Source organism: Bradyrhizobium sp. PMVTL-01, from assembly GCF_051861855.1.
Classification (GTDB): domain Bacteria; phylum Pseudomonadota; class Alphaproteobacteria; order Rhizobiales; family Xanthobacteraceae; genus Bradyrhizobium.
Genome location: NZ_CP193982.1, coordinates 538294 through 559420, shown reverse-complemented (window position 1 = coordinate 559420; position 21127 = coordinate 538294). Strand labels below are relative to the sequence as shown.

Below are 21127 nucleotides of genomic sequence, written 5' to 3'. Positions count from 1 at the left end.
CTACGAGGCCTTTGGACCTCGTGCGCCCTGCGGATTGACGACGTCGTCGACGTCAAGGGCCAGCGGCTCACCTGTGTCGAGGAACGAGGACAGCGCCGCCTCGACCGGTGCCGGATCGAGGCCGCGCGCTTTCAGCCATTCGCCCTCATAGTAGGTCTGCCGGTAGCGCTCGCCGGAATCGCAGATCAGCGTCACCAGCGATCCCGTCACATTCGCCTTGCGCATCTCCGAGGCAAGCCGGCACAGCGCCAAGAAATTGGTGCCGGTGGAGCCGCCGACCACGCGGCGCAGCCGGCGCGACAGCACGTTCATCGCCGCGATCGTCGCCGCATCCGGGATCTTCATCATGCGGTCGACGACGCCCGGCACGAAGGATGGCTCGCAGCGGGGACGGCCAACGCCTTCGATCAGCGACGGACGGTCACAAACCCGGGAACGGTCCTGCGAGCGGAAGCAGTCGAAGAAGGCGGATTGCTCGACATCGGCGACGCACAGCCGCGTCGGATACTGGCGATAGCGCAGATAGCGTCCGATGGTGGCAGAGGTGCCGCCGGTGCCCGCGCCCATCACGATCCAGTCCGGGATCGGCCGCGGCTCGCCCGCCAATTGCGTGAAGATCGATTCGGCGATGTTGTTGTTGCCGCGCCAGTCGGTGGCGCGCTCGGCGAAGGTGAACTGGTCCATGTAATGGCCGTTCAGCCGGGCGGCGAGCGCGGCAGCCTCCGCATAGAGCGCGCGGCCGTCGTCGATCAGATGGCAGTTGCCGCCGTAGTGCTCGATCGCCGCGATCTTCTCCGCCGAGGTCGTGCGCGGCATCACGGCATAGAAGGGCACGCCGATCATCTGCGCGAAATAGGCCTCCGACACCGCGGTCGATCCCGACGACGCCTCGACGACGGGCGTGCCTTCGCGGATGTGGCCGTTGCACAGCGCGTAGAGAAACAGCGAGCGCGCCAGACGATGCTTCAGGCTGCCGGTCGGATGCGTGGATTCATCCTTCAGATAGATATCGATGCCTGACAGCGCCGGCACGATCAGCCGGATCAGGTGCGTATCGGCGGTGCGGCACTGGTCGGCCTCGATCGCGGCGACGGCCTCGTCGACCCAGCCGCGCCGGTAGGCCGGCCCGGCCGGGTTGTGCTGGCGGAAGGGGAATGTCTGCATCGCCCGAATCTCTCATGATGCGGATCGCGCATCAATAGCCGAGGCCTAGAACTCCAGCGGCGCGTTGTCGACGACCTCCTTCATCACGAAGAAGGTGCGGGTCTGGCGCACGCCGGGCAGCGCGATGAGCTGCTCGCCATGGATGCGGTTGAAGTCCTCCATGTCGCCGACCCGGATCTTGAGGAAGTAGTCGAAATCGCCGGCGACGAGGTGGCAGTCGAGCACGAATTTCAGCTTGGCGACCGCCTGCTCGAAGATGGCAAAACTCTCCGGCGTCGAGCGGTCGAGCACGACGCCAACCATCACCAGCGTGCCCTTCGCCACCTTCTTCGGGGCGACCATGGCGCGCACAGTGGCGATGAACCCGTCCTTGAACAGGCGCTGGGTGCGGCGGTGGCAGGTGGCGGGGCTGATCGCGACCGTTTCGGCCAGCTCGGCATTGCTGAGCCGGCCATTATTTTGCAGCAATCTCAAGATCTTAAGGTCAGTTCGATCGAGTCGGGTGGCCATGGAAGAAGCTTCCGAAAATACGGACTATTACGGAAGAAATGATATCCAATGGCATTGTTAACGCAAGGAGGCGTGCAATATCGACGCAATATTTGAGAGCACATTTTCCCGCGGCAATGCTAGCCAGCCGGAGATCAACGCCAATCGGGATGACCTGACCATGCTGGAAAAATTCGCGCGCTACCCGCTGACCTTCGGCCCGACGCCCATCGAGAAGCTGGAGCGGCTGTCAAAGCATCTCGGCGGCAATGTCGAGATCTATGCCAAGCGCGAAGACTGCAATTCCGGCCTCGCCTATGGCGGCAACAAGCTGCGCAAGCTCGAATACATCATCCCGGATGCGATCGCCTCCAATGCCGACACGCTGGTGTCGATCGGCGGCGTGCAATCCAACCACACCCGCATGATCGCCGCCGTCGCCGCCAAGATCGGCATGAAGTGCCGGCTCGTTCAGGAAGCCTGGGTGCCGCACGAGGACGCCGTCTATGACCGCGTCGGCAACATCATGCTCTCGCGCATCATGGGTGCCGACGTGCGCCTCGTCGACGACGGCTTCGATATCGGCATCCGCAAGAGCTGGGAGCAGGCGATCGAAGAAGTGAAGGCGGCGGGCGGCAAGCCCTACGCGATTCCCGCCGGCGCATCCGTGCACAAATATGGCGGGCTCGGCTATGTCGGCTTCGCCGAGGAAGTGCGCCAGCAGGAGAAGGAACTCGGCTTCAAGTTCGACTACATCATCGTCTGCACCGTCACCGGCTCCACCCATGCCGGCATGCTGGTCGGCTTTGCCGCCGACGGCCGCGCCCGCAAGGTGATCGGCATCGACGCGTCCTTCACGCCGGCGCAGACCAAGGCGCAGGTGCTCTCGATCGCGCAGAACACCGCAAAGCTCGTCGAGCTCGGCAAGGACATTGTCGCCGACGACGTCGTGCTGATCGAGGATTACGCCTATCCTGCCTATGGCGTGCCGTCGGAGGAGACCAAGGAAGCGATCCGCCTCACCGCGCGCCTCGAAGCCATGATCACCGACCCCGTCTACGAGGGCAAGTCGATGCAGGGCCTGATCGACCTGACGAAGAAGGGCTGTTTCGAAAAGGGCGCGAAGATCCTCTACGCCCATCTCGGCGGCGCGCCGGCGCTGAACGGCTATGGCTACGCGTTCCGGAACGGGTGAGTAGCCGAGTTCACGCCGCGTACACCGGGGTCGTCCCGGGCAAGCGTCAGCGCAGACCCGAGACCCATATCCACGGAATTGCGTTTGCCGGAGACTCGCAGTTACCAGCTTGCAATAACCACATCGTCCTGTGGCTATGGATCCCGGATCAGCGCGCGATTTAAGCGCGCTTGTCCGGGATGACGATGTGGAGAGATCGGGGCGACCTACCGCGTCCTGATGATCTGCAGCAGCTCGTCGCCGTAATGCTCGAGCTTCTTGTCGCCGATGCCGGGGACGTTGCGCAGCTCGTCCAGCGTGGTCGGCCAGGCCCGCACGATACCGTCGATGGTGGCATCGTGCAGCACCACATAGGCCGGCACGCCGCGCTCGCGTGCGACCTCCGAGCGCCAGGACCGCAGGCGCGCGCGCAATTCGGGATCGACGTCGCCCTGCGGTGCGCTCGCTGCGGGCGCGAGATCGCCGCGGCGGGATTTTGCGCGGCCGGAGCGGATGCGGGTGCCGGGCGCCTCCTCCCGCAGCCAGACTTCCGTTTCTCCGCGCAGCACGCCGCGCGCCGACTCCGTCAGGGTCAGCGCGCCATAGGCCTCGCTTTCGCTCTGCAAATGGCCCATCGCCACCAGCTGCCGCAGCACCGTGCGCCATTGCTTCTCGTTGAGCTCGCGCCCGATGCCGAACACCGATAGCTTGTCATGACCGAACTGCGTGACCTTCTCGGTCAGACGCCCGACCAGCACGTCGATCAGGTGCATCGCGCCAAAGCGCTGTCCGGTGCGGTAGACGCAGGACAACAGCTTCTGCGCCAGCACCTTGCCGTCGCGCATCTTCGGCGGCGTCAGGCAGTTGTCGCAATTGCCGCAGGTCTCGGCCGTCACGACCTCGCCGAAATAGCCGAGCAGCCGCCTGCGCCGGCAATGCGCGGTTTCGGCGAGGCCAACCAGCGCATCGAGCTTGCGGATCGAGACCCGCTTGAAATCCTCTGACCCGGCCGACTCGTCGATCATGCGGCGCTGCTGCACGATGTCGGAGAGGCCGTAGGCCATCCAGGCCGCCGACGGCTTGCCGTCGCGGCCGGCCCGCCCCGTCTCCTGGTAATAGGCCTCGATGCTCTTGGGCAGGTCGAGATGGGCGACGAAGCGCACATCGGGCTTGTCGATGCCCATGCCGAAGGCGATGGTCGCGACGATGACGATGCCGTCCTCGTTGAGGAAACGATCCTGGTTGCACGAGCGCACGCTGCTGTCGAGCCCGGCATGATAGGGCAGCGCGGCAATGCCGGCTTCGTCGAGCGCGGTGGCGACCTCCTCGACGCGGTTGCGCGACAGGCAGTAGACCACGCCGGCGTCGCCCATATGGCGCTCGCGGATGAATTCCTTGAGCTGCGACACCGCGTTGCGCTTGTCGACGATCTCGTAGCGGATGTTGGGGCGGTCGAAGCTGGAGACGAATTGCGGCGCGCCGGTCAGATGAAGCCGCTCGACGATCTCCTTGCGCGTCAACTCGTCGGCAGTCGCGGTGAGCGCGATCCGCGGCACGTCGGGAAAGCGCTCCGCGATGATGGAGAGACCGACATATTCGGGACGAAAGTCATGGCCCCATTGCGAGACGCAATGGGCTTCGTCGATCGCGAACAGCGCCACTTTCGCCTGCGCCAGCAGCGACAGGCAGCGCGGGGTTACCAGCCGTTCCGGCGCGACATAGAGCAGGTCGAGATCGCCGGCGATCAGACGGCGTTCGACGTCGGAAGCTTCCTGTGGCGACAGCGACGAATTGAGCGCGGCGGCGTTGACGCCGCCCTCCAGCAGGCCCGCGACCTGGTCGCGCATCAGCGCGATCAGCGGCGAGACCACGATGCCGCAGCCTTCGCGCAGCAGGGACGGCAGCTGGTAGCACAGCGACTTGCCGCCGCCGGTCGGCATCAGCACGAGGCAATTGCCGCCATCGGTGACGTGGCGGATGATGTCGCCCTGCGCGCCGCGGAACCCCGGCAGGCCGAAGACCGAATGCAGCACCGACATCGCATCGCGGCCGTTGGCCGGCGCGGGCAGCGGAGCGGTGGAAGGGGCGTTCATGGGCGTGTCGGAGGGCGGCCGTGGGATTCGTCACAAGGCCAGTCGCATGACGGCGCGGCCGTGGCAAGACTGTTTGGAGGGGCTTGCACCGCTGCTTCCAGTCCCTCTCCCCGTTCTTTCGGGGTCGCGACGAGCTTCGCTCGCGCCGAGAGGGTCGGGGTGAGGGGCTTCTCTCCACATTTGAAGCCGCCGATGGACCTGTACCCCCTCGCCCGGATCACGTCTGACGATGCGATCCGACCTCTCCCCGCAATCGGGGAGAGGTGAAGCAGCTACGCCCCGATTCGTCGCAGCGCCTCTGCGACCGTGACGATCGGCATGTTGCGCTTGTCCGCCGCCTCCAGCGCGTGGCGCATCAGGTGCGGCGTGCAGCCATAGGGGCTCGGCGCATCGGCGACGTCGTGGCTGTAGAAGATGAGCCAGCCGCCGCTTGCGACCGCCTCGTCGCAATAGCGATCGACGCCTGCCGCATCGATCTCGCAATCCACGAGAGGCGACGCACGCAGGAACTGGAGGTCGATGACGCCGCAGTTGACGCCGGGAAGAATGCCGCGCGCCGAGCGGAACGCCTTCGCCAACTGCGGCTTGCGCCAGACCGAGGCGATCCCGTAAGGGTGGGCGAAGTTCTCAAGCCTGATCGAAGAATCGATGCTGCGGAAATGGCTGCGGTTCCGCTCGATCTCGCCGGCCATGGCGGCCTCATCGAGATCGGCCGAACTCCGATGCGAGAAGGTGTGGCACGCAATCTCGTGCCCAGTGTGGTGGAGCCGGACGATTGCATCGTTCGACAGCCCATGCCAGTGATCCGACGGTTGATCGATCAGGCTGCCCGCGATGTAGTACGTGCCGCGTCCGCCATGCGCTTCCAGCAGCGAGGCGCCCTCGCCGGCGGCGCTATCGGGCGCATCGTCGAAGGTGAAGCTCACCATCGGGGCATGCGCAGGCAGCCGGTGCGGCGCGGCACGGAAATGCCGGGCCAGCCGATTGCTCACGCGTCCCTGGAGTGCCGACCACACGACTGCGCTTCCCGTGATTCCGTATTTCTGTACTGAAACATTCGTGCGCCGGGCGAGGCAAGCCTAACGCTTTGGTAATCCTAATGCCGAACCAACGCCCCCCGGACTAGCGCGCCGTGACCGAGGCATCGGATTTCGCGCCGAGATATTGCAGCCAGTTGCGGAACAGCGCCGCCGCCGCGATTCCGGCCGCGATATCAGGACGCAAGTTCAGCGCCGGCAGGTCATTGGTCAGCGCCGGATGGCGCTCGTGCTTCGCCCGCTTCTCGAACCGCGCCAGCTTCTCTTCGGTTACTGCGTCAAAATAACTCACGGGTACGTGCGGATAAGTTTCGCGCTCGCGCGCGAGGTAGCGGCCGATGTCGCGCAGATATTCGCGCTGGAGCGACAGCGCGTCATATTCCGGATGGCCCTGGAAGAACACGAAGCGGCTGGCGTATTGGCGGACGAAGACGTCAACGCCGGCGAGGGCCGAGCGGGTCAGCACCTGGTAGCCGGCCTGCGCGAGGTCGCTTTCGGCGAGCTCGTTCAGACGCGAATGCGACACCTTGAGCGGGGCAGGCGCCGCCTGCGTCAGCGCGTCGTCCGCCACTGCCTCGCAATCAAAGATGCCATGGCATTTGGCTGGCAAACGCCGCCGCTCGATACCGTCGAGATGCAGCACCGCCGCGTGCGCCGCGAGGCATGACCAGATCGTCGAGCGCGTGTTGGCCCTGGCCCAGTCGATAAGTTCGGTGAGATCGCGCCAATACGGTTCCTGGGAGAGCTCGGGCGCGACCGGCTCGGCACCGGTCACGATCAGCCCGTCGAAGCGCCCGGGCTTGAGATCCGCAAGATCGGAATACTCGCTCTCGACATGCCATTTCGCTTCCGCCGAGCGTTTGACCGAGGGCAGCGAGAAGCAGTGGAGGCGGATGCGGCGCGCGCCGGCGGCGGCCTGCAGCAGCTTCATGAACTGCCGCTCAGTCGCCTTCAGCGCCGGATCGGGCATGTTGTTGATCAGTCCGATGGTGAGCGCAGGCCCGGCATGATCGCGCGCCAGATCGCCCTCGGCCGGCACCAGCGCCGGGCTCGATATGCCTTGATCCCTGTCGATCAAGATCGTCATCGGGCCGTTCGCCTACTCCGCGGCCTGGAGGCGTGACGACGGACAGGCTTTTTCCAGCGCCTGGTCGATGTCCTCGATGATGTCAAAGGAATGCTCGATGCCGATCGAGAGGCGGATCGTCTCCGGCAGCACGCCGGCGGCGCGCTGCTGCTCCACCGACATCTGCCGGTGCGTGGTCGAGGCCGGATGGCAGGCCAGCGACTTCGCATCCCCAATATTGACGAGGCGGGTGATCAGCTTCAGCGCATCATAGAAGGTCTTGCCGGCTTCCATGCCGCCCTTGATGCCGAAGGTGAACAGCGACGAGGCGTTGCCGTCGAGATACTTTTGGACGAGCGGATAGTAGGGACTGTCGGGGAAGCCCGTGTAGTTGACCCAGGCAACGCGCGGATCACCGCGGAGGAATTCGGCGACCTTGCGGGCGTTCTCGACATGGCGTTCCATGCGCAGCGCCACGGTCTCGATGCCCTGAAGCAGCAGGAAGGCGCTGAACGGCGACAGGACCGAGCCCATGGTGCGCTGATAGACGCTGCGCGCGCGCTCGATATAGGCGGTCTTGCCGAAGCGCTCGGCATAGACGAGGCCGTGATAGGAGGCGTCCGGCTTGTTATAGGCGGGGAAGCGATCGGCGTATTTCGCCCACGGAAAATTCCCGGAATCGACAATGGCGCCGCCGAGCGTGGTGCCGTGGCCGCCCAGGAACTTGGTCAGCGAGTGTACGGCGATATCGGCGCCGTAGTCGAACGGCTTGAGCAGGATCGGCGTCGCAACCGTGTTGTCGACGATCAGCGGCACGCCATGCGCATGCGCGATCTTCGCCAGCGCCTCGATGTCGCAGACATTGCCGGCGGGATTGCCGATCGTCTCTGCGAACACCGCGCGGGTGTTCTCGTCGATCAGCTTCTCGATCGCCTCGGGCTTGTCGCTCTCGGCGAAGCGGCCGGTGATGCCCTGGCGCGGCAGGATGTGCGAGAGCAGCGTGTGCGTGGTGCCGTAGAGCTGCGGCACCGAGACGATGTTGCCGCCGTGGTCGGCGACGTTGACGAAGGCGAAATGCAGCGCCGCCTGGCCGGTCGCGACCGCGAGCGCGCCGACGCCGCCTTCGAGCTGGGCGATGCGCTTCTCCAGCACCGCGCTGGTCGGATTGGCGATACGGCTGTAGCGAAAACCTTCGGCTTCGAGATTGAACAGGGCCGCGCCGTGATCGGCGCTGTCGAAAGCGTAGGCCGCGGTCTGGTAGATCGGCACGGCGACCGCGTGCGTGGTGGCTTCGGGTTCGTAGCCGGCGTGAATAGCGATCGTCTCGTTGCGCATCGTGCCACCTCCGCGTGGAGCGGGCCGCACTTATGGGCCTGTATGAGGCGTGTGCGTTGTCCGCCGTCCCTCTGTTAGAGGCGGGTGGTAAAGCGGACAATAATTCGCTTAGAGATCGAGGAAGTAACCCTAACGGTTGTTGGTGAATTGGCTAAAATTCGAGTGAAATCGGATTGATGAATTGATGCGCCATGACGGCCCTGCTGAAAGCTGACCGGACTCCGCGCGTAGCGCGCGGAGTCCGCAAGCGAGGGCTCAGGCCATCGTTTCCCAGAGGCGATGGGCGATCACACCGGCACGCTTCTCGATCGCGGCTGCGGCATCGAGGGCGAGGTCCTCGCGATAGCGGCCGGCAATGAGCTGCACGCCGATCGGCTTGCCCGCGTGGACGGCGACCGGCACGACAGCGCCGGGCAGGCCCAGCACGTTGATCGCGGAGATGAAGCGAATCTCGCCCCAGAAGATCTCCTGCACCCGCTCGACGCTGACGGTGTCGTCGCGCGGGCCCGGTGTCGGCTTCACCGTGGTCGGCGCGAGCACCACCGGATATTCCTCGAAGAACAGCTGCCATGCGCGGATGTGGCCGTTGCGCGCGGCCGTCGCCTGCATCCAGGCCTTGAGATCGAGTCCGTTCGCCTTGGCCCTCATGCCGCCCCAGGCCTTGTGGAAGTCCTCGGTCGTGACCTTCAGCATGCTGGCCTCCTGCATCACCACCGTCTCGTTGGTGATGATGTCGCACCAGGTCTGCCAGACGCCGTTGATGTCCGGCACCTCGACCTCGCTGACGCGATAGCCGGAACGCTCGAGGTGATCGGCAGCCTGGCGCAGCGCCGCGGCGACCGAGGGATCGACATCCATGTCCTCTGGAATCTTCGCCAGCGCGACCTTGATCGACCCCTTCGGCTTTGGCCCGACCAGCGGCGCCGGCACCCACCAGGGGTCGCGCGGATCACGCTGGCTCATCGCCTCCAGCGCGAGGCGAACATCGGCGACATGGCGCGCGAGCGGCCCTTGCGCCGACATCAGATGCGCCAGCATCGGCCGCTCGGCGGTTGCGCTGCCGTTGAAGGCGGGGATGCGGCCCTGCGTCGGCTTGATGGTGGCAACGCCGTTGCAATGCGCCGGCCAGCGCAGCGAGCCGCCGATGTCGTTGCCATGGGCGATGGTGCCGATGCCGGCGGCAACCGCCGAACCCGCGCCGCCCGAGGAGCCGCCGCAGGTGATGTGAGGGTCCCAGGGATTGAGCGTCAACCCGTGCAAGGGATTGTCGGTGAAGCCGCGGAAGGAGAATTCCGGCGTGTTGGTGAGGCCGATGACGATGGCGCCCGCGTTCTTGAGGTTGCGGACGACAGGCGAATCCGACGGCGCGATCAGATCCTTGTTCGCCGGCACGCCGTTGAAGTTCGGCCGCCCCTCGTAGTCGACGTTCTCCTTGATGGTGATGGGGACGCCGTGCAGGAGGCCGAGCTCGCCGCCCTTGGCGCGCTGCTTGTCGGCCGCATGCGCCGCCCTCAGCGCCTCCTCGCCGAGATCGACGACCACCGCATTCAGCCTGGGATTGACCGCGCGCATCCGGTCCAGATGCGCCTCGACGGTCTCGACGGCGGAGATTGCGCCGGAGCGGATCGCGGCCGCGGTCTCGACCGCGGACCATTGCCAGACCGGTCCCTTCGGACGGCGCGCCGTCCCCGATTTGCGCGGTGCGGCCTTGCTGGCCTTCTTCGCCGTTTTCGCGACGGTGCCCTTCCGGGCGCTGCTCGTCTCGTTCGAGGTCTTCGTCACCTTCTTTGCGGTCGTTGTCTTCTTGGCTGCCGCCTTCTTCGCCACGTCGCATCTCCAAAAAATTGCGCCGCGGAGGTTATGGAGATCACGCGACCGTGTACAGGTGCGTTTCTGCATGGCGCGTTGTCGCGACGCACTGTCACGCCCGGACGACCGTGAACCTCAGGGCGATCTGGATCGACCTATATACTGGTTGAGTGATTTAGGACATGAGCGTCAAGATTGCCGCATCGGCAGATTCATTGACGCAGCTATTTTGACCTCGACAGATTGGAGCATTGCCATGCTCACAGAGTTCGATGCCGGATACGGCGAACAACCCTTTCGTGATCTGTGCGCCGACCATCCCGGCCCCGAAGCCTACGATCCCCACGATTTCCGCATTGAATGGGGACCGATATTCCACCGGGGCCGCCTCGACGGATCGGCGCGGGTCCTGGTCGTCGGTCAGGATCCCGCCCAGCACGAAACGATCGTGCGCCGGATCCTGGTCGGAACCGCGGGGCGCCGGACGCAGGGCTTTCTGGCCAAGCTCGGCATCACGCAGAGCTACGTGATGGTCAACACGTTCCTGTACAGCGTTTACGGGCAGAGCGGCGGCTCAAAGCACAACAACGAGCCCGGCATCGTCGAGTATCGCAACAAATGGCTCAAGGCCGTGCTCGCGCCCGGCAACATCGGGGTCGTGGTCTCGCTCGGCGGCCTTGCAGACGAGGCCTGGAAAGCATGGCTGAAGACCGCCGATGGCGCGGCCTACAAGACGCTCGCCTATCAGCACATCACGCATCCGACCTGGCCGGAAAGCTCCGCCCATGATGCCGCCACCCAAGCCGCCAACACCAAGATCATGCTGACCAAATGGAATGCGGCACTCGCCGCGCTCGCGCCCGCGGTCAAGCATCCCGACGTCCAGACATCGCTCGTGCCCTATGGCGATGCCTTCAAGCCATCCGAGCTCGTCGACATCATCGCCAAGGACCTCCCGGCAGGCCTGCCGGCCTGGATGCGCGGAGACACGCCATGGGCCGTGCGCCAGGGCACCGACGCGGCCACCAAGCGGCGCAACATCACGATCACCATTCCCGACGGAGTGATCCCATGAGCCCTGCCGCAAGCCCGACGCGCTGGGCGCTGAGCGGCCGGATCGTGACGATGGCCACCGAGGGCGACGTCATCAAAAGCGGGACGATCTTCATCGATGATAGCCGCATCGCCGCTGTGGTCCCCAAAGGAGAACCGGCCCCGGCGGGCTTCGAGACCACAGACCCGGTGGCGACCGGGGGCACCATTTATCCCGGACTGATCGAGCTGCATAATCATTTGAGCTACAACATCCTGCCGCTCTGGCAGGTGCCGCAGCTCTACGGCAATCGCGACCAGTGGCAGAACGCCAAATCCTACAAGACGTCCGTAACCGGCCCGATGAGCGCGATCGCGCTGGCCGATGACGGCTCGCTGCTGCCGGCCCTCGTCCGGTATGTCGAGGCCAAATGCATGGTCGCGGGGACGACGACGAGCCAGGGGATCACGCTGTCGAACTGGAGCGGCACGATCCACAAATACTACAAGGGCGCGTTGCGCGCCGCCGAGATCGGCAGTCCGCCGGATCTGCCGCGCGCCCATTCGAAAATTCCCGACATCGACGCCGAGGACTGGGCGAAGTTCGACAACGAGCTGAAATCGTCGTCGTGCTTCCTGCTGCACCTCAGCGAGGGCATCGACGCCAAGGCGCACAGCCACTTCCTCGCCTTGCGCAATCCTCAAGGCGACTGGGCGATCGAACCGTCGCTGGCCGGCATTCATTGCACGGCGCTGGACGCGACCGACTTCGGAACCATGGCCGAAAATCATGCCAAGGTCGTCTGGTCGCCGCTGAGCAATCTGCTGCTCTACGGCAAGACGACCGACGTCGCGGCCGCCCGCACGGCCGGCCTCACCATCGCGCTCGGCTCGGACTGGTCGCCGTCAGGCAGCAAGAACCTGCTCGGCGAGCTGAAGGCGGCGAAGGTCGTGGCCGCCCATTCCAATCTTGGCTTCAGCGACTACGACATCGTCTCGATGGCAACGTGCAATCCCGCCGCGATCCTCAAATGGGACGCCAAGCTCGGCACGATCGCCCAGGGCAAGTTCGCTGACCTCCTGGTCGTGAAGGGCGTCACCGGCGACCCCTACCGCCATCTGATCAAGTCGCGTGAGCAGGACGTCGTTCTGGTCACGATCGGCGGGCGACCGCGCTACGGAACGAAGACGGTCATGCAAAAGGCGGGCGGAAGCGGTGAGGCCTTCAAGATCGGCGGCAGCGCGCGGGTCATCGACTTCTCCTCACCTGACCAGGATCCAGGGATCGAGAAAGTCTCGCTGGCCGAGGCGACCACCCGCTTGAAAGCCGCGCTCGGCAATCTCGGCACGCTGCGGCCGCATAGCCTCGCCATGAGCGCTGCGATCGCTCGGGGAGCCGTGTCGCGCACCGGATGGCGTCTCGCACTGGACGAGCAATTCGGCAACAATGTCCAACTGCGTCCGCGGCTGGAATATGCCGGTGTCCGGACCGGTCCTGATCTGCTCGCCACCGCAGCGGCGGCGCCCGAGCCGCTGCACCCGATCAAACTCGATGGCCTCACCGTGGTTGACGATCCCGTCTTCATCGACACGCTGAAGAGCGAACCCAATCTTCCGGAAGGAATTGGCGCTGCGATCGCCGCCTTCTATTAGCGATCTCTCACACCAGTGGCGGATTCAGCCGCGCAAAGCCCTCCTGGATGCGATAGGGGTAGTAGGGATAGGCGGGCTTGACCGCGCTGACCTCGTCGAGCCGCCTGATCTGGTCCGCGCTCAGCGTCCAGCCGACGGCGCCGAGATCGCGCGGCTGCGCTTCGTCAACAGCAACATCCCCTTCGGCATGCTGCATGTGATGCCGCTGATCCCGCGTTTCATGGCGCAACATCCCGACGTCAAGCTCGACCTGGTGCTGACCGATACGCTGATCGACCTGATACAGGAGCGGGCCGACGTCGCCATCCGTGTCGGGCCCTTGCGCGCCTCGCGCCTGATCGCGCGCAAGCTCGGCACCAGCCGCATGGTCGTGGTCGGTGCGCCGAATTATCTCGCTCGCTTCGGCACGCCGAAGACAGCTGCCGATCTCGCCGATCACCGCCGCATCGGCTGGACCTTTCCGCGCAGCATCCGCGGCTGGCCATTCAAGCGCGGCGACCGCGCAGAGAGCCGAAGCAAACGCGACGAGTCCGCCTTCGCCCTGCGGGCTTCGGCGCGACAGCCTTGCCCAAACTTCGTTTGCGAAGGCTGGCGGAGAGAGTGGGATTCGAACCCACGGTACGGTTTCCCGCACACACGCTTTCCAAGCGTGCGCCTTAAGCCACTCGGCCATCTCTCCGGAGCGCCCTCTCTTGAAGGGGCGGCGGTGATTTTGCAAGGGATCGCGGGGAAATCGGGTGAATTTTCCGTAAGATATTGTTTCCGATAAAGAATATCGGGTGGCAACAACCTCTGTGGAACCGCCGCGGACTGAACCGGAGGCGGGTTTGGCGCGACGATCCACCTGAGGCCACCAAACACGACCGGGGACGCCATGACCATCCGCAAGACCATCGCCGCGCTGGGCCTGATTTCGGCCCTCGGCTCCGCCTTCGCCATGCCGGCCGGGGCACAGGTCTGCACCCGGCAAGGCGTCGATGTCAGCTGCGACGACGGACGGCGCGGGGTGCTGTCGGGCGACGCCATCCTCTGGCCGGACGGGACCCGCTCGAGCTCGACGCCGCATCAGAGCGTCATCATCGGCAACAAGAGCTCGATCCATGTCGGGCCCGGCGTGTACGTCGGCCAGGGCAAGGGCGTGGTACCGATGGACGATCCCAACGCGCCGAACAAGCGGCGGTGCGCGATCCTGGAGGGCGTGTCGTATTGTTATTGAGGCGTCGTTTTTCACCTCGCCCCCTTGCGGGGAAAGGTCGGATCGCCCCCGGCGATGCGAAGCATCGTCCGGCGCGATTGGAGTGAGGGGGTACAGGCCCCTCTCCCCGTAAGAACGGGGGAGGGAGAAGAACTAGATCAACCGCACGCCCGATATCGCCGACTTCAGCCAGCGCAGCGCTTGCGGCGGTTGGGCGGCGAGCGGGGCGACCGCGGCCTTCTGCGTGCGGCACTTTTCCAGTTCAGTGACGAAATCGGCCGACCATTGCTGGATGGTGTGGCCGCGCAGCTTCTTCATCATCGCGTCCCAGCGCATCTTGCGCTCAGTGAGCGGCATCGAGGCTGCGATCGCGATCGCGCGCGCCATGCCGTCGATGTCGTGCGGATTGACCTGCAGCGCGGCATCGAGCTCGTTGGCGGCGCCCGCAAATTTCGACAGCACGAGCACGCCGGGATCCGACGGATTTTGGGCTGCGACATATTCCTTGGCAACCAGGTTCATGCCGTCATGCAGCGGCGTCACCACGCCGACCTGCGCGGTGCGGTAGAGGCCCGCAAGGACGGCCTGGCTGAAGCCTTTGTTCAAGTAGCGGATCGGCGTCCAGTCGACCTCGCCGTGGCGGCCGTTGACGTCGGTGACGAGGCGCGCGACCTCGTTCTGGAGATTGCCATAGGCCTCGATCGCGCCGCGCGAGGGATTGGCGATCTGAAGCAGCGAGATGCTGCGCAAGAACTGCGGCTGCTCGGTCCAGAGCCGGTCGAACGCGCTGATGCGGTTGACGAGACCCTTGGAATAGTCGAGCCGATCGACGCCGATCGCGAGACGCTCACCATTCAGGCTGCGGCGCAGTCGCGACACGTCCGGATGCGACGCCGACTTGGCCGCATAGGCTGCGAATTTCTCCGCATCGATTCCGATGGGGAAGACTTCGCAGCGCGTGCGACCATGCTGCGAGATCACGATGCCGTCTTCGACGGCGAGGCCAAGCTCGCCGCCGACATAACCGAGAAAATTCTGCCGATCCTCGTCGGTCTGGAAGCCGAGCAGATCATAGGCCAGCATCGCCGTGATCAGCTCGCGATGATTGGGAACGCCCTGCATCACCGCGGCCACCGGCCACGGCGTATGCAGGAAGAAGCCGATCGGATCGTCGACGCCGAGTTCGCGCAGCTCCGCACCGAGCGCGAGGAAATGATAGTCCTGCACCCAGAACGCCGTCCGGGTCTTGCGGAAACGCATCAAGGCGCGCGCCATGAAGGCGTTGACCTCGCGATAGCTGACATAATCCTCGCGTGAGACGCGAATCAGATCGCTGCGCGAATGCAGGGCCGGCCACAGCGCCGAATTGGCAAAACCTTCGTAATAGCCGCCGTAATGCGCCGCCGGCAGATCCAGCGTTGCGATCGCGCCCGTACCCAGTGCTTCGATCTCGGCAAACGGTTCCTTCTGATGGCCGTCCCGCACACGGCCTGAAGACCCTACCCAAATGGCTCCCGAATGCTCGACGACCGGCAACAACGCCGCAGCAAGGCCGCCCGTCATGGGCTCGTTCGGCTTGCCGCGGGCAACGCGATTCGAAACGACGACTAAGTTCACAGGTCGTCCCCTCCTGTTCATTCCACCCCGTTTAACTGCCGTTCATCAATATGGTTCCTGTCATGATTTCTTCGGATTGAAACCAAAATCAGGCATGCGCGTTGGAACAGGTTTCTCCGGCGGAACCCGAAATTTCACTGCAAAGACAGCATTCGCGGGCGCCTCGCGCAGCAGGCACTGCGCAGCGCGCTGGTGCCTTGCCGATAGCATTGTGTCTGTGACGTGGCGGTGCCTTCGTTTCACCTCGGATCGAGCAGGCGCGCCAGGAACATGCGCACATCAGCGGGCGCATCGAAGTGACCGTTCACGCCCATGGCGCGGCGGCCGACCGAGAAAGCGAGCCCGTCCATGTCGGGCATGATCGCGAACACCGTCTCATCGGTGACGTCGTCGCCGATGAACAGCGGCCGGCGCCCCCTGAAAGGTTCATGTTTCATCAATTCGCGCACGCCGCTCGCCTTGGTGAATCCGGAATGCTTGATCTCGCAGACGAACTTGCCCGGCAGCACCTCGATGGGCGCGCTGGGCAGGTCGGCGCGGATCAACGAGACGGCTTCGTAGATCGCCTTTTCCGCATGCGGCGCGAGCCGGTAATGCAGCGCCAGCGAATAGCCCTTGTCCTCGAGCAGAATGCCGGGCGAAAGCTTCGCGATCGCGGCGAGGCGCCGCTTCAGCTCCTTGTCCAGAGGCGGCGCGTGCACGTCGTCCGCTTCATTGTCCACCGACAACCGCATCTCCGCGCCGTGGCCTGCGACGGCGCGAAAGACGTCGGGTGCGAAGATCAGGTCGATGTCGTTCAGCGAGCGGCCGCTGACCAGCGCCAGCGCTCCGGAAGTGCGTTGCACCAGCTGGTTGAGCGTCTCCGACAGGCCGGGCGGCACCCACACCTCGCGCGGCGTCGGCATCAGGTCGAGCAGCGTGCCGTCGATGTCGAGCAGGATCGCGGTCTCGTCGAGATGCGGGACGAGCGCATGCGGCACCGGCACGGCATCCGGCTTCTCGTTGTCGTCGCGCACAGCGCGTTCGTCGACCATCGACATGTCCGCAAGTTCCGGTTTCATCAGTCTACTCCATAAAGGCGAGCGGCCGTGCGATTTGTTCGAGCGACTTTCGTTCCGCGGAGACGGCATAGCGCCACGCCACGATCGCGGCCGCAATCATCAGGAAGGCACCCAGCAGATAGCCGGCGAACACGCTGGTGCGTGATCCCGTGTCGATCAGCGCGCCGAACAATGCCGGCCCAATCACACCGCCGATGCCGGTGCCCACGGCATAGAACACCGCGATCGCCAGTGCGCGCACCTCGAGCGGGAAGGTCTCGCTGACGGTGAGATAGGCCGCGCTCGCGGCGGGCGAGGCGAAGAAGAAGATCACCATCCAGGCAATGGTCTGTCCCCGCGCGCTGAGCGCGCCGATCGTAAACAGATAGCCCGAGAGCGCCAGCAAAAGGCCCGAGATGCCATAGGTGAACATGATCATGGTTCGCCGTCCGAGCGTGTCGAACAGACGGCCGAGCAGCAGCGGGCCAAGGAAATTACCGGCGGCAAAGGGCAGCAGGTACCAGCCGACGTGATCGGCGCTGATGCCGTAGAAATCGGTCAGCACCAGCGCGAAGGTAAAGAAGATGGCGTTGTAGAAGAACGCCTGCGCACTCATCAGCACGAGGCCGACCAGCGCGCGCTGGCGATAGGTGGAGAACAGCGTGTGCACGACTTCGCGGATCGGCGTGTGATCGCGCATCTTCAGCCGGATCTTCGTGAAGCGCCCCTTGCCCGCATCCTGATCATGCCCGATCACCGAGCGCTCGATATCCTCGACGATGGCATGGGCCTGGTCCGGCCGCCCGTGGATCATCAGCCAGCGCGGGCTCTCGGGAATCCACATCCGCATCAGGAGCACGACGAGGCCGATGGCGGCGCCGATGAGATAGGCGAGCCGCCAGCCGAGATCGGGGCCCATCAATGCGGGGTCGAGCAGCACAATGGCCGCCACCGCCCCCATCGCGGCGCCGATCCAGAAGCTGCCGTTGATGACGAGATCGGTCCAGCCGCGATAGCGCGCGGGCACCAGCTCCTGGATGGTCGAGTTGATCGCGGTGTATTCGCCGCCGATGCCGGCGCCGGTGAGGAAGCGAAACAGCGCGTAGCTAGCGATATCCCAGGACAACGCGGTCGCGGCGGTCGCCGAGAGATAGAGCGCTAGCGTGATGAAGAACAGCTTCTTGCGGCCGATGCGGTCGGTGAGCCAGCCGAAACCGAGCGCACCGAGCACGGCGCCGGCGAGATAGGCGGAGTTGGCGATGCCGAGATCGAGATTGGAGAAGTGCAGGGTAGGACTCTGCTTCAGCGCGCCGGAGAGCGCCCCGGCAAGCGTGACCTCGAGCCCATCCAGGATCCAGGTGATGCCGAGGGCCAGGACGACGCGGGTGTGAAAGCCGCTCCACGGCAACGCGTCGAGACGCGAGGGAATGCTGGTCTCGACGATGCGATCGGCCGCGACCGCCACGGAGACGGCAGGTCCGTAGTTCAGCGCTGGGGTTTGCTGCAATTCCATCGTTGGATCTGACAAGGAAGGGGCCCCCGTTCAGATGACGTGGACGGGCCGATCCGATCATCGGGGTGCGGCATCTCGCCTGCCACCTGCGACAACGCCCGCGGCGATGTCAGGTTCCCGCAGGAACAGTCCCACCGGCCGCCCGTTTGCGACGGAGCCGCAAGGAGTTGACGCATGGCTCATGTCAGAAAGACGACACATTCGCGAAAGAGCGGCGCGCACAAGACTGCACGCCGAAAGATCCGCGCGAGGCGCAGCACCGCGCGCAGGAGCACGAAGCGCGCGACGCCGAAGCGCTGGTCACAGCGCGTCACGAGGGAAAGCGACGCGCTCGATCTCGAACAAGGCGTGTTCAAGCTGACGAGTGCGAAAAAGATCGCGGCGTCACTGAAGCGCTCGGCCGGGCACAGCTCGCGCCGCAAGACCGGCGCGTACCGCTCGGCGTTATCGATGCTGACCTTCTACATCAACCGTGCCGGCAAGACGCTGCCGAAGACCCAGCGCTCGCGGCTCGAGCGCGCGAAGGTGGAGCTGAAGCTGGCGTTCGGGAGGGCGTGAGACTTCCGCGCTTTACTCCGCCGTCGTCCCGGATCATCGCGCGCTTGGGGGGCTTGTCCAGGACGACAGCGGAGTGTGAGGCGACGGCGTGGACTTCAGAAGCAGCGCGCTTAGGCCGCGCGAATATTCCCCATGAAGCGGTCGAGCTCGGCGCGCAGGCGGGTGCTTTCGCTGGACAGCGTCTTGGCCGAGTTCAGCACCTCCTCCGAGGCCGAGCCGGTCTCGGCGGCGCCGCGGTTGACCTGGCCGATGTCGGTGGCCGCGGTCTGGGTGCCCTGCGCGACGGTCTGGACGCTCCTGGCGATCTCCTGGGTGGCGGCGCCCTGCTGCTCGACTGCGCTCGCGATCGAGGTCGAGATCGACGAGATCTGGCCGATGGTCGCGCCGATCTCCTTGATCGCCGCGACCGATTCGGCGGTGGCGCCCTGCATGCCGGCGATGTGCGAGGAGATCTCGTCGGTGGCCTTGGCGGTCTGGCTTGCCAGCGACTTCACCTCGCTCGCAACCACCGCAAAGCCGCGGCCGGCATCACCGGCGCGTGCCGCCTCGATGGTGGCGTTCAGCGCCAGCAGGTTGGTCTGCTCGGCGATTGCCGTGATCAGCTTGACCACTTCGCCGATCTGCTGGGCGGCATGCGACAGCTTGCCGATGCGGCTGTCGGTCTCTCTGGCCTGCACCACGGCGGCTTCGGCGATGCGGCTGGAATCGCGCACCTGGCGGCCGATCTCCTCGACCGAGGCCGAGAGCTCTTCGGTTGCGGTTGCGACCGACTGCATGTTGGAGGAAGCCTGCTCGGACACGCCGGCGACCTGGCTCGACAGGCTCTGCGTGGTCTCGGCGGTGCGGGTCAGCGTCGAGGCCGCCGATTCCAGCTGCACGGCCGAGGCCGAGACGTTGGAGACGATGGCGCCGACGGCGCTCTCGAAATCGTCGGCAAAGCGGATCAGCTCGGCGCGGCGGCTGGCGGCCTGCTCCCGGTTCTGGACCTCGCTGGCGGCCGCATCGCGCTCGGCCTTGGCGACCGCCTGAACCTTGAATTCCTCCACCGCGCCGGCCATCTCGCCGATCTCGTCCTTGCGCCCCAAGCCGGGCAGCACGACGTCGAAATTGCCCGAGGCCAGCTCGCGCATCGCCTTGCACATCGCGATCATCGGACGCGAGATGCCGTTGCCGAGCATCAGCGCCAGCACGACGCCGGCCGCAAGGCCGCCGAGCGCCAGCATCAGCATCAGCCGCTCGGTCTCCACGATCGTCGCATTGGCGCTGGCCTCGATGCGCTGCTGGTCGGCAGTCAGATCCGAGCGCAGATCGGCCGAGAGCTTGAGGATGGACGCAGCGGTCTTGGTCATCTCGCCATTCGACTTGACGATGACCTTCACGTTCTCGGTCAGCTTGGCGAAGGAGGTGCGGTACTGCTTCAGCAGATTGCCGATCTCGGTGACGCGGTCGGTGATCTTCTGGTCGTTGGCATAGATCGAGACCAGCAGGGTCTCCAGGAACTTGATGCGCGCGATCACGCCGTCGGCGGTCTTCGGCTCCGGCTTGGCAACGAAGGCGCTGACCGAGGTGGAGACCGCGAGATATTGCGAGGTGACGTCCTTGGCCGTGGTCTGGACCGAGGCGAGGCCGGCAAGCGCCGCGGTGTCGGCGAGGTCATCGAACTTGAAGCGGATCTTGTTGCCGACGCTGTTGAGCTCGTCCGCCGCGATCTTGTTGTTCTCGCGGGTCAGGGTGACGATTTCACCGAACACCTTGGTGAAGCGCTGGAACTCGGCCTCGAGCTTGCCGACCTGCTCGCGGCGCGCAGCATCGGTCGTGGCGGCCATGGACTTGGCGATTGCGCCCCTCAGATTCTCTTCCGCCGCCTTGGCCGCGGTCTCGTCATCGGTCGCGCCGGTCAGCGTATAGGCCCGCGCCAGCCCCTGATAGGCGATCAGCTCGCGGTCGACGGTCCGCGCGAGGTCCGCTTCGGATACGCTCGTCCGGTAGGAGGCCACGGCAGCCTGGATCCGCTCGAAGCCGAAATAGGCGAAAGCCATGCTGACCGCGAGGATGGCCAGCACCGCCACGAAGCCGAGGATGATTTTTGCGCGAAAACGCAAGGTGAGCAGCTTCGATGTGTTCGGCTTCGACTTGACGGTCATTCCCCCACCCCATTCCATTCGCGGAAAACCAGGCGCAGCCCGGGAGCAGCCCGCTCCCCGAGTCGGATGCACGGTAGTTGGCAAAGGATAAGCTGCAGTAAATTTGTGGTGCCGCAACTAGCGGTTAGGTGTCGCGGGGAATGTCAAGATGCGCTTTCTCGCGCTGCTACAATTGAGTGCCGGCGCCATCTCCGCTCGTCGGGACGAC

16 protein-coding genes, 1 tRNA gene and 1 pseudogene are annotated in these 21127 nt (G+C 65.1%); 6 read left to right on the top strand and 12 right to left on the bottom strand.

From position 1 onward, the window contains the following. Together ACRQ5Q_RS02585 and ACRQ5Q_RS02580 are read right to left on the bottom strand one after the other, a co-directional pair. A complete protein-coding gene (locus ACRQ5Q_RS02585) occupies nt 1-1164 on the bottom strand; it encodes a PLP-dependent cysteine synthase family protein (protein ID WP_439372542.1) in 1164 nt (387 codons plus the stop codon). Between the two features lie 45 nt (nt 1165-1209). Beyond that, nucleotides 1210-1674 carry an Lrp/AsnC family transcriptional regulator gene (locus ACRQ5Q_RS02580; RefSeq protein WP_439395887.1) on the bottom strand — a complete coding sequence of 155 codons (465 nt, stop codon included), beginning with the start codon at nt 1672-1674 and terminating at the stop codon, nt 1210-1212. Between the two features lie 160 nt (nt 1675-1834). Here ACRQ5Q_RS02580 and ACRQ5Q_RS02575 point away from each other — a divergent pair, with 160 nt between their 5' ends. Next, nucleotides 1835-2848, top strand: coding sequence for a 1-aminocyclopropane-1-carboxylate deaminase (locus tag ACRQ5Q_RS02575; protein WP_439395885.1), 1014 nt, complete (start codon nt 1835-1837; stop codon nt 2846-2848). A gap of 206 nt (nt 2849-3054) precedes the next feature. Here the strand turns inward: ACRQ5Q_RS02575 and recQ are convergent, their stop codons facing one another. From recQ to ACRQ5Q_RS02550, 5 genes are all read right to left on the bottom strand, one after another. Then, nucleotides 3055-4920, bottom strand: a complete 1866-nt coding sequence (recQ, locus tag ACRQ5Q_RS02570) for a DNA helicase RecQ (protein WP_439372539.1) — start codon at nt 4918-4920, stop codon at nt 3055-3057. A 272-nt stretch (nt 4921-5192) separates the two neighbouring features. After that, the gene (locus tag ACRQ5Q_RS02565) at nt 5193-5936 is read right to left on the bottom strand and encodes a polysaccharide deacetylase family protein (RefSeq protein ID WP_439372538.1); all 744 of its coding nucleotides are present in this window, start codon (nt 5934-5936) and stop codon (nt 5193-5195) included. Nucleotides 5937-6042: 106 nt separating this feature from the next. Beyond that, nucleotides 6043-7044 carry a homoserine O-succinyltransferase MetA gene (gene metA, locus ACRQ5Q_RS02560; RefSeq protein ID WP_439372537.1) on the bottom strand — a complete coding sequence of 334 codons (1002 nt, stop codon included), beginning with the start codon at nt 7042-7044 and terminating at the stop codon, nt 6043-6045. A gap of 12 nt (nt 7045-7056) precedes the next feature. Then, on the bottom strand, nt 7057-8358 hold the full coding sequence (locus tag ACRQ5Q_RS02555; RefSeq protein ID WP_439395883.1) for an O-acetylhomoserine aminocarboxypropyltransferase/cysteine synthase family protein: 1302 nt from the start codon (nt 8356-8358) through the stop codon (nt 7057-7059). Nucleotides 8359-8613: 255 nt separating this feature from the next. Next, nucleotides 8614-10185 carry an amidase family protein gene (locus ACRQ5Q_RS02550; RefSeq protein ID WP_439395881.1) on the bottom strand — a complete coding sequence of 524 codons (1572 nt, stop codon included), beginning with the start codon at nt 10183-10185 and terminating at the stop codon, nt 8614-8616. A gap of 238 nt (nt 10186-10423) precedes the next feature. On the opposite strand from ACRQ5Q_RS02550, the gene ACRQ5Q_RS02545 reads away from it, so the two are divergent. The 3 genes and pseudogenes from ACRQ5Q_RS02545 to ACRQ5Q_RS02535 all read left to right on the top strand — a co-directional run. Next, a complete protein-coding gene (locus tag ACRQ5Q_RS02545; RefSeq protein WP_439395879.1) occupies nt 10424-11242 on the top strand; it encodes a uracil-DNA glycosylase in 819 nt (272 codons plus the stop codon). Next, the gene (locus tag ACRQ5Q_RS02540; RefSeq protein WP_439395877.1) at nt 11239-12852 is read left to right on the top strand and encodes an amidohydrolase family protein; all 1614 of its coding nucleotides are present in this window, start codon (nt 11239-11241) and stop codon (nt 12850-12852) included. Before ACRQ5Q_RS02545 ends, ACRQ5Q_RS02540 begins: the two co-directional genes overlap by 4 nt. Before the next feature lie 187 nt (nt 12853-13039). Next, nucleotides 13040-13267, top strand: a pseudogene (locus ACRQ5Q_RS02535) (LysR substrate-binding domain-containing protein); the annotation flags it as partial. Nucleotides 13268-13441: 174 nt separating this feature from the next. Here the strand turns inward: ACRQ5Q_RS02535 and ACRQ5Q_RS02530 are convergent. After that, nucleotides 13442-13531: transfer RNA gene (locus ACRQ5Q_RS02530), tRNA-Ser, on the bottom strand. Between the two features lie 195 nt (nt 13532-13726). Here ACRQ5Q_RS02530 and ACRQ5Q_RS02525 point away from each other — a divergent pair. Beyond that, nucleotides 13727-14068, top strand: coding sequence for a hypothetical protein (locus tag ACRQ5Q_RS02525; protein ID WP_439395875.1), 342 nt, complete (start codon nt 13727-13729; stop codon nt 14066-14068). A 132-nt stretch (nt 14069-14200) separates the two neighbouring features. On the opposite strand, the gene ACRQ5Q_RS02520 is transcribed toward ACRQ5Q_RS02525, so the two are convergent. The 3 genes from ACRQ5Q_RS02520 to ACRQ5Q_RS02510 all read right to left on the bottom strand — a co-directional run bounded on the left by ACRQ5Q_RS02520 (nt 14201) and on the right by ACRQ5Q_RS02510 (nt 18217). Further along, nucleotides 14201-15664 (bottom strand): trehalose-6-phosphate synthase, encoded by a 1464-nt coding sequence (locus ACRQ5Q_RS02520; RefSeq protein ID WP_439372531.1) that lies wholly within the window; start codon nt 15662-15664, stop codon nt 14201-14203. Between the two features lie 239 nt (nt 15665-15903). Next, on the bottom strand, nt 15904-16725 hold the full coding sequence (otsB, locus tag ACRQ5Q_RS02515) for a trehalose-phosphatase (protein WP_439372530.1): 822 nt from the start codon (nt 16723-16725) through the stop codon (nt 15904-15906). Between the two features lie 4 nt (nt 16726-16729). After that, a complete protein-coding gene (locus tag ACRQ5Q_RS02510) occupies nt 16730-18217 on the bottom strand; it encodes an MFS transporter (RefSeq protein WP_439395874.1) in 1488 nt (495 codons plus the stop codon). 174 nt (nt 18218-18391) lie between these two features. On the opposite strand from ACRQ5Q_RS02510, the gene ACRQ5Q_RS02505 reads away from it, so the two are divergent. Next, nucleotides 18392-18775 (top strand): DUF3175 domain-containing protein, encoded by a 384-nt coding sequence (locus ACRQ5Q_RS02505; RefSeq protein ID WP_439395872.1) that lies wholly within the window; start codon nt 18392-18394, stop codon nt 18773-18775. Between the two features lie 110 nt (nt 18776-18885). Here the strand turns inward: ACRQ5Q_RS02505 and ACRQ5Q_RS02500 are convergent, their stop codons facing one another. Beyond that, complete coding sequence (locus ACRQ5Q_RS02500; RefSeq protein ID WP_439395870.1) at nt 18886-20919, bottom strand: methyl-accepting chemotaxis protein; 2034 nt, start codon at nt 20917-20919, stop codon at nt 18886-18888. Between the last annotated feature and the right edge of the window lie 208 nt (nt 20920-21127).

Coding starts and splice junctions, on each gene's coding strand:
- ACRQ5Q_RS02555 (WP_439395883.1), bottom strand. CDS start 8,358: ATGCGCAACGAGACGATCGCTATTCACGCCGGCTACGAACCCGAAGCC.
- ACRQ5Q_RS02500 (WP_439395870.1), bottom strand. CDS start 20,919: ATGACCGTCAAGTCGAAGCCGAACACATCGAAGCTGCTCACCTTGCGT.
- metA (WP_439372537.1), bottom strand. CDS start 7,044: ATGACGATCTTGATCGACAGGGATCAAGGCATATCGAGCCCGGCGCTG.
- ACRQ5Q_RS02540 (WP_439395877.1), top strand. CDS start 11,239: ATGAGCCCTGCCGCAAGCCCGACGCGCTGGGCGCTGAGCGGCCGGATC.
- ACRQ5Q_RS02505 (WP_439395872.1), top strand. CDS start 18,392: ATGGCTCATGTCAGAAAGACGACACATTCGCGAAAGAGCGGCGCGCAC.
- ACRQ5Q_RS02545 (WP_439395879.1), top strand. CDS start 10,424: ATGCTCACAGAGTTCGATGCCGGATACGGCGAACAACCCTTTCGTGAT.
- ACRQ5Q_RS02525 (WP_439395875.1), top strand. CDS start 13,727: ATGACCATCCGCAAGACCATCGCCGCGCTGGGCCTGATTTCGGCCCTC.
- ACRQ5Q_RS02575 (WP_439395885.1), top strand. CDS start 1,835: ATGCTGGAAAAATTCGCGCGCTACCCGCTGACCTTCGGCCCGACGCCC.
- ACRQ5Q_RS02510 (WP_439395874.1), bottom strand. CDS start 18,217: ATGGAATTGCAGCAAACCCCAGCGCTGAACTACGGACCTGCCGTCTCC.
- ACRQ5Q_RS02580 (WP_439395887.1), bottom strand. CDS start 1,674: ATGGCCACCCGACTCGATCGAACTGACCTTAAGATCTTGAGATTGCTG.
- ACRQ5Q_RS02585 (WP_439372542.1), bottom strand. CDS start 1,164: ATGCAGACATTCCCCTTCCGCCAGCACAACCCGGCCGGGCCGGCCTAC.
- recQ (WP_439372539.1), bottom strand. CDS start 4,920: ATGAACGCCCCTTCCACCGCTCCGCTGCCCGCGCCGGCCAACGGCCGC.
- otsB (WP_439372530.1), bottom strand. CDS start 16,725: ATGAAACCGGAACTTGCGGACATGTCGATGGTCGACGAACGCGCTGTG.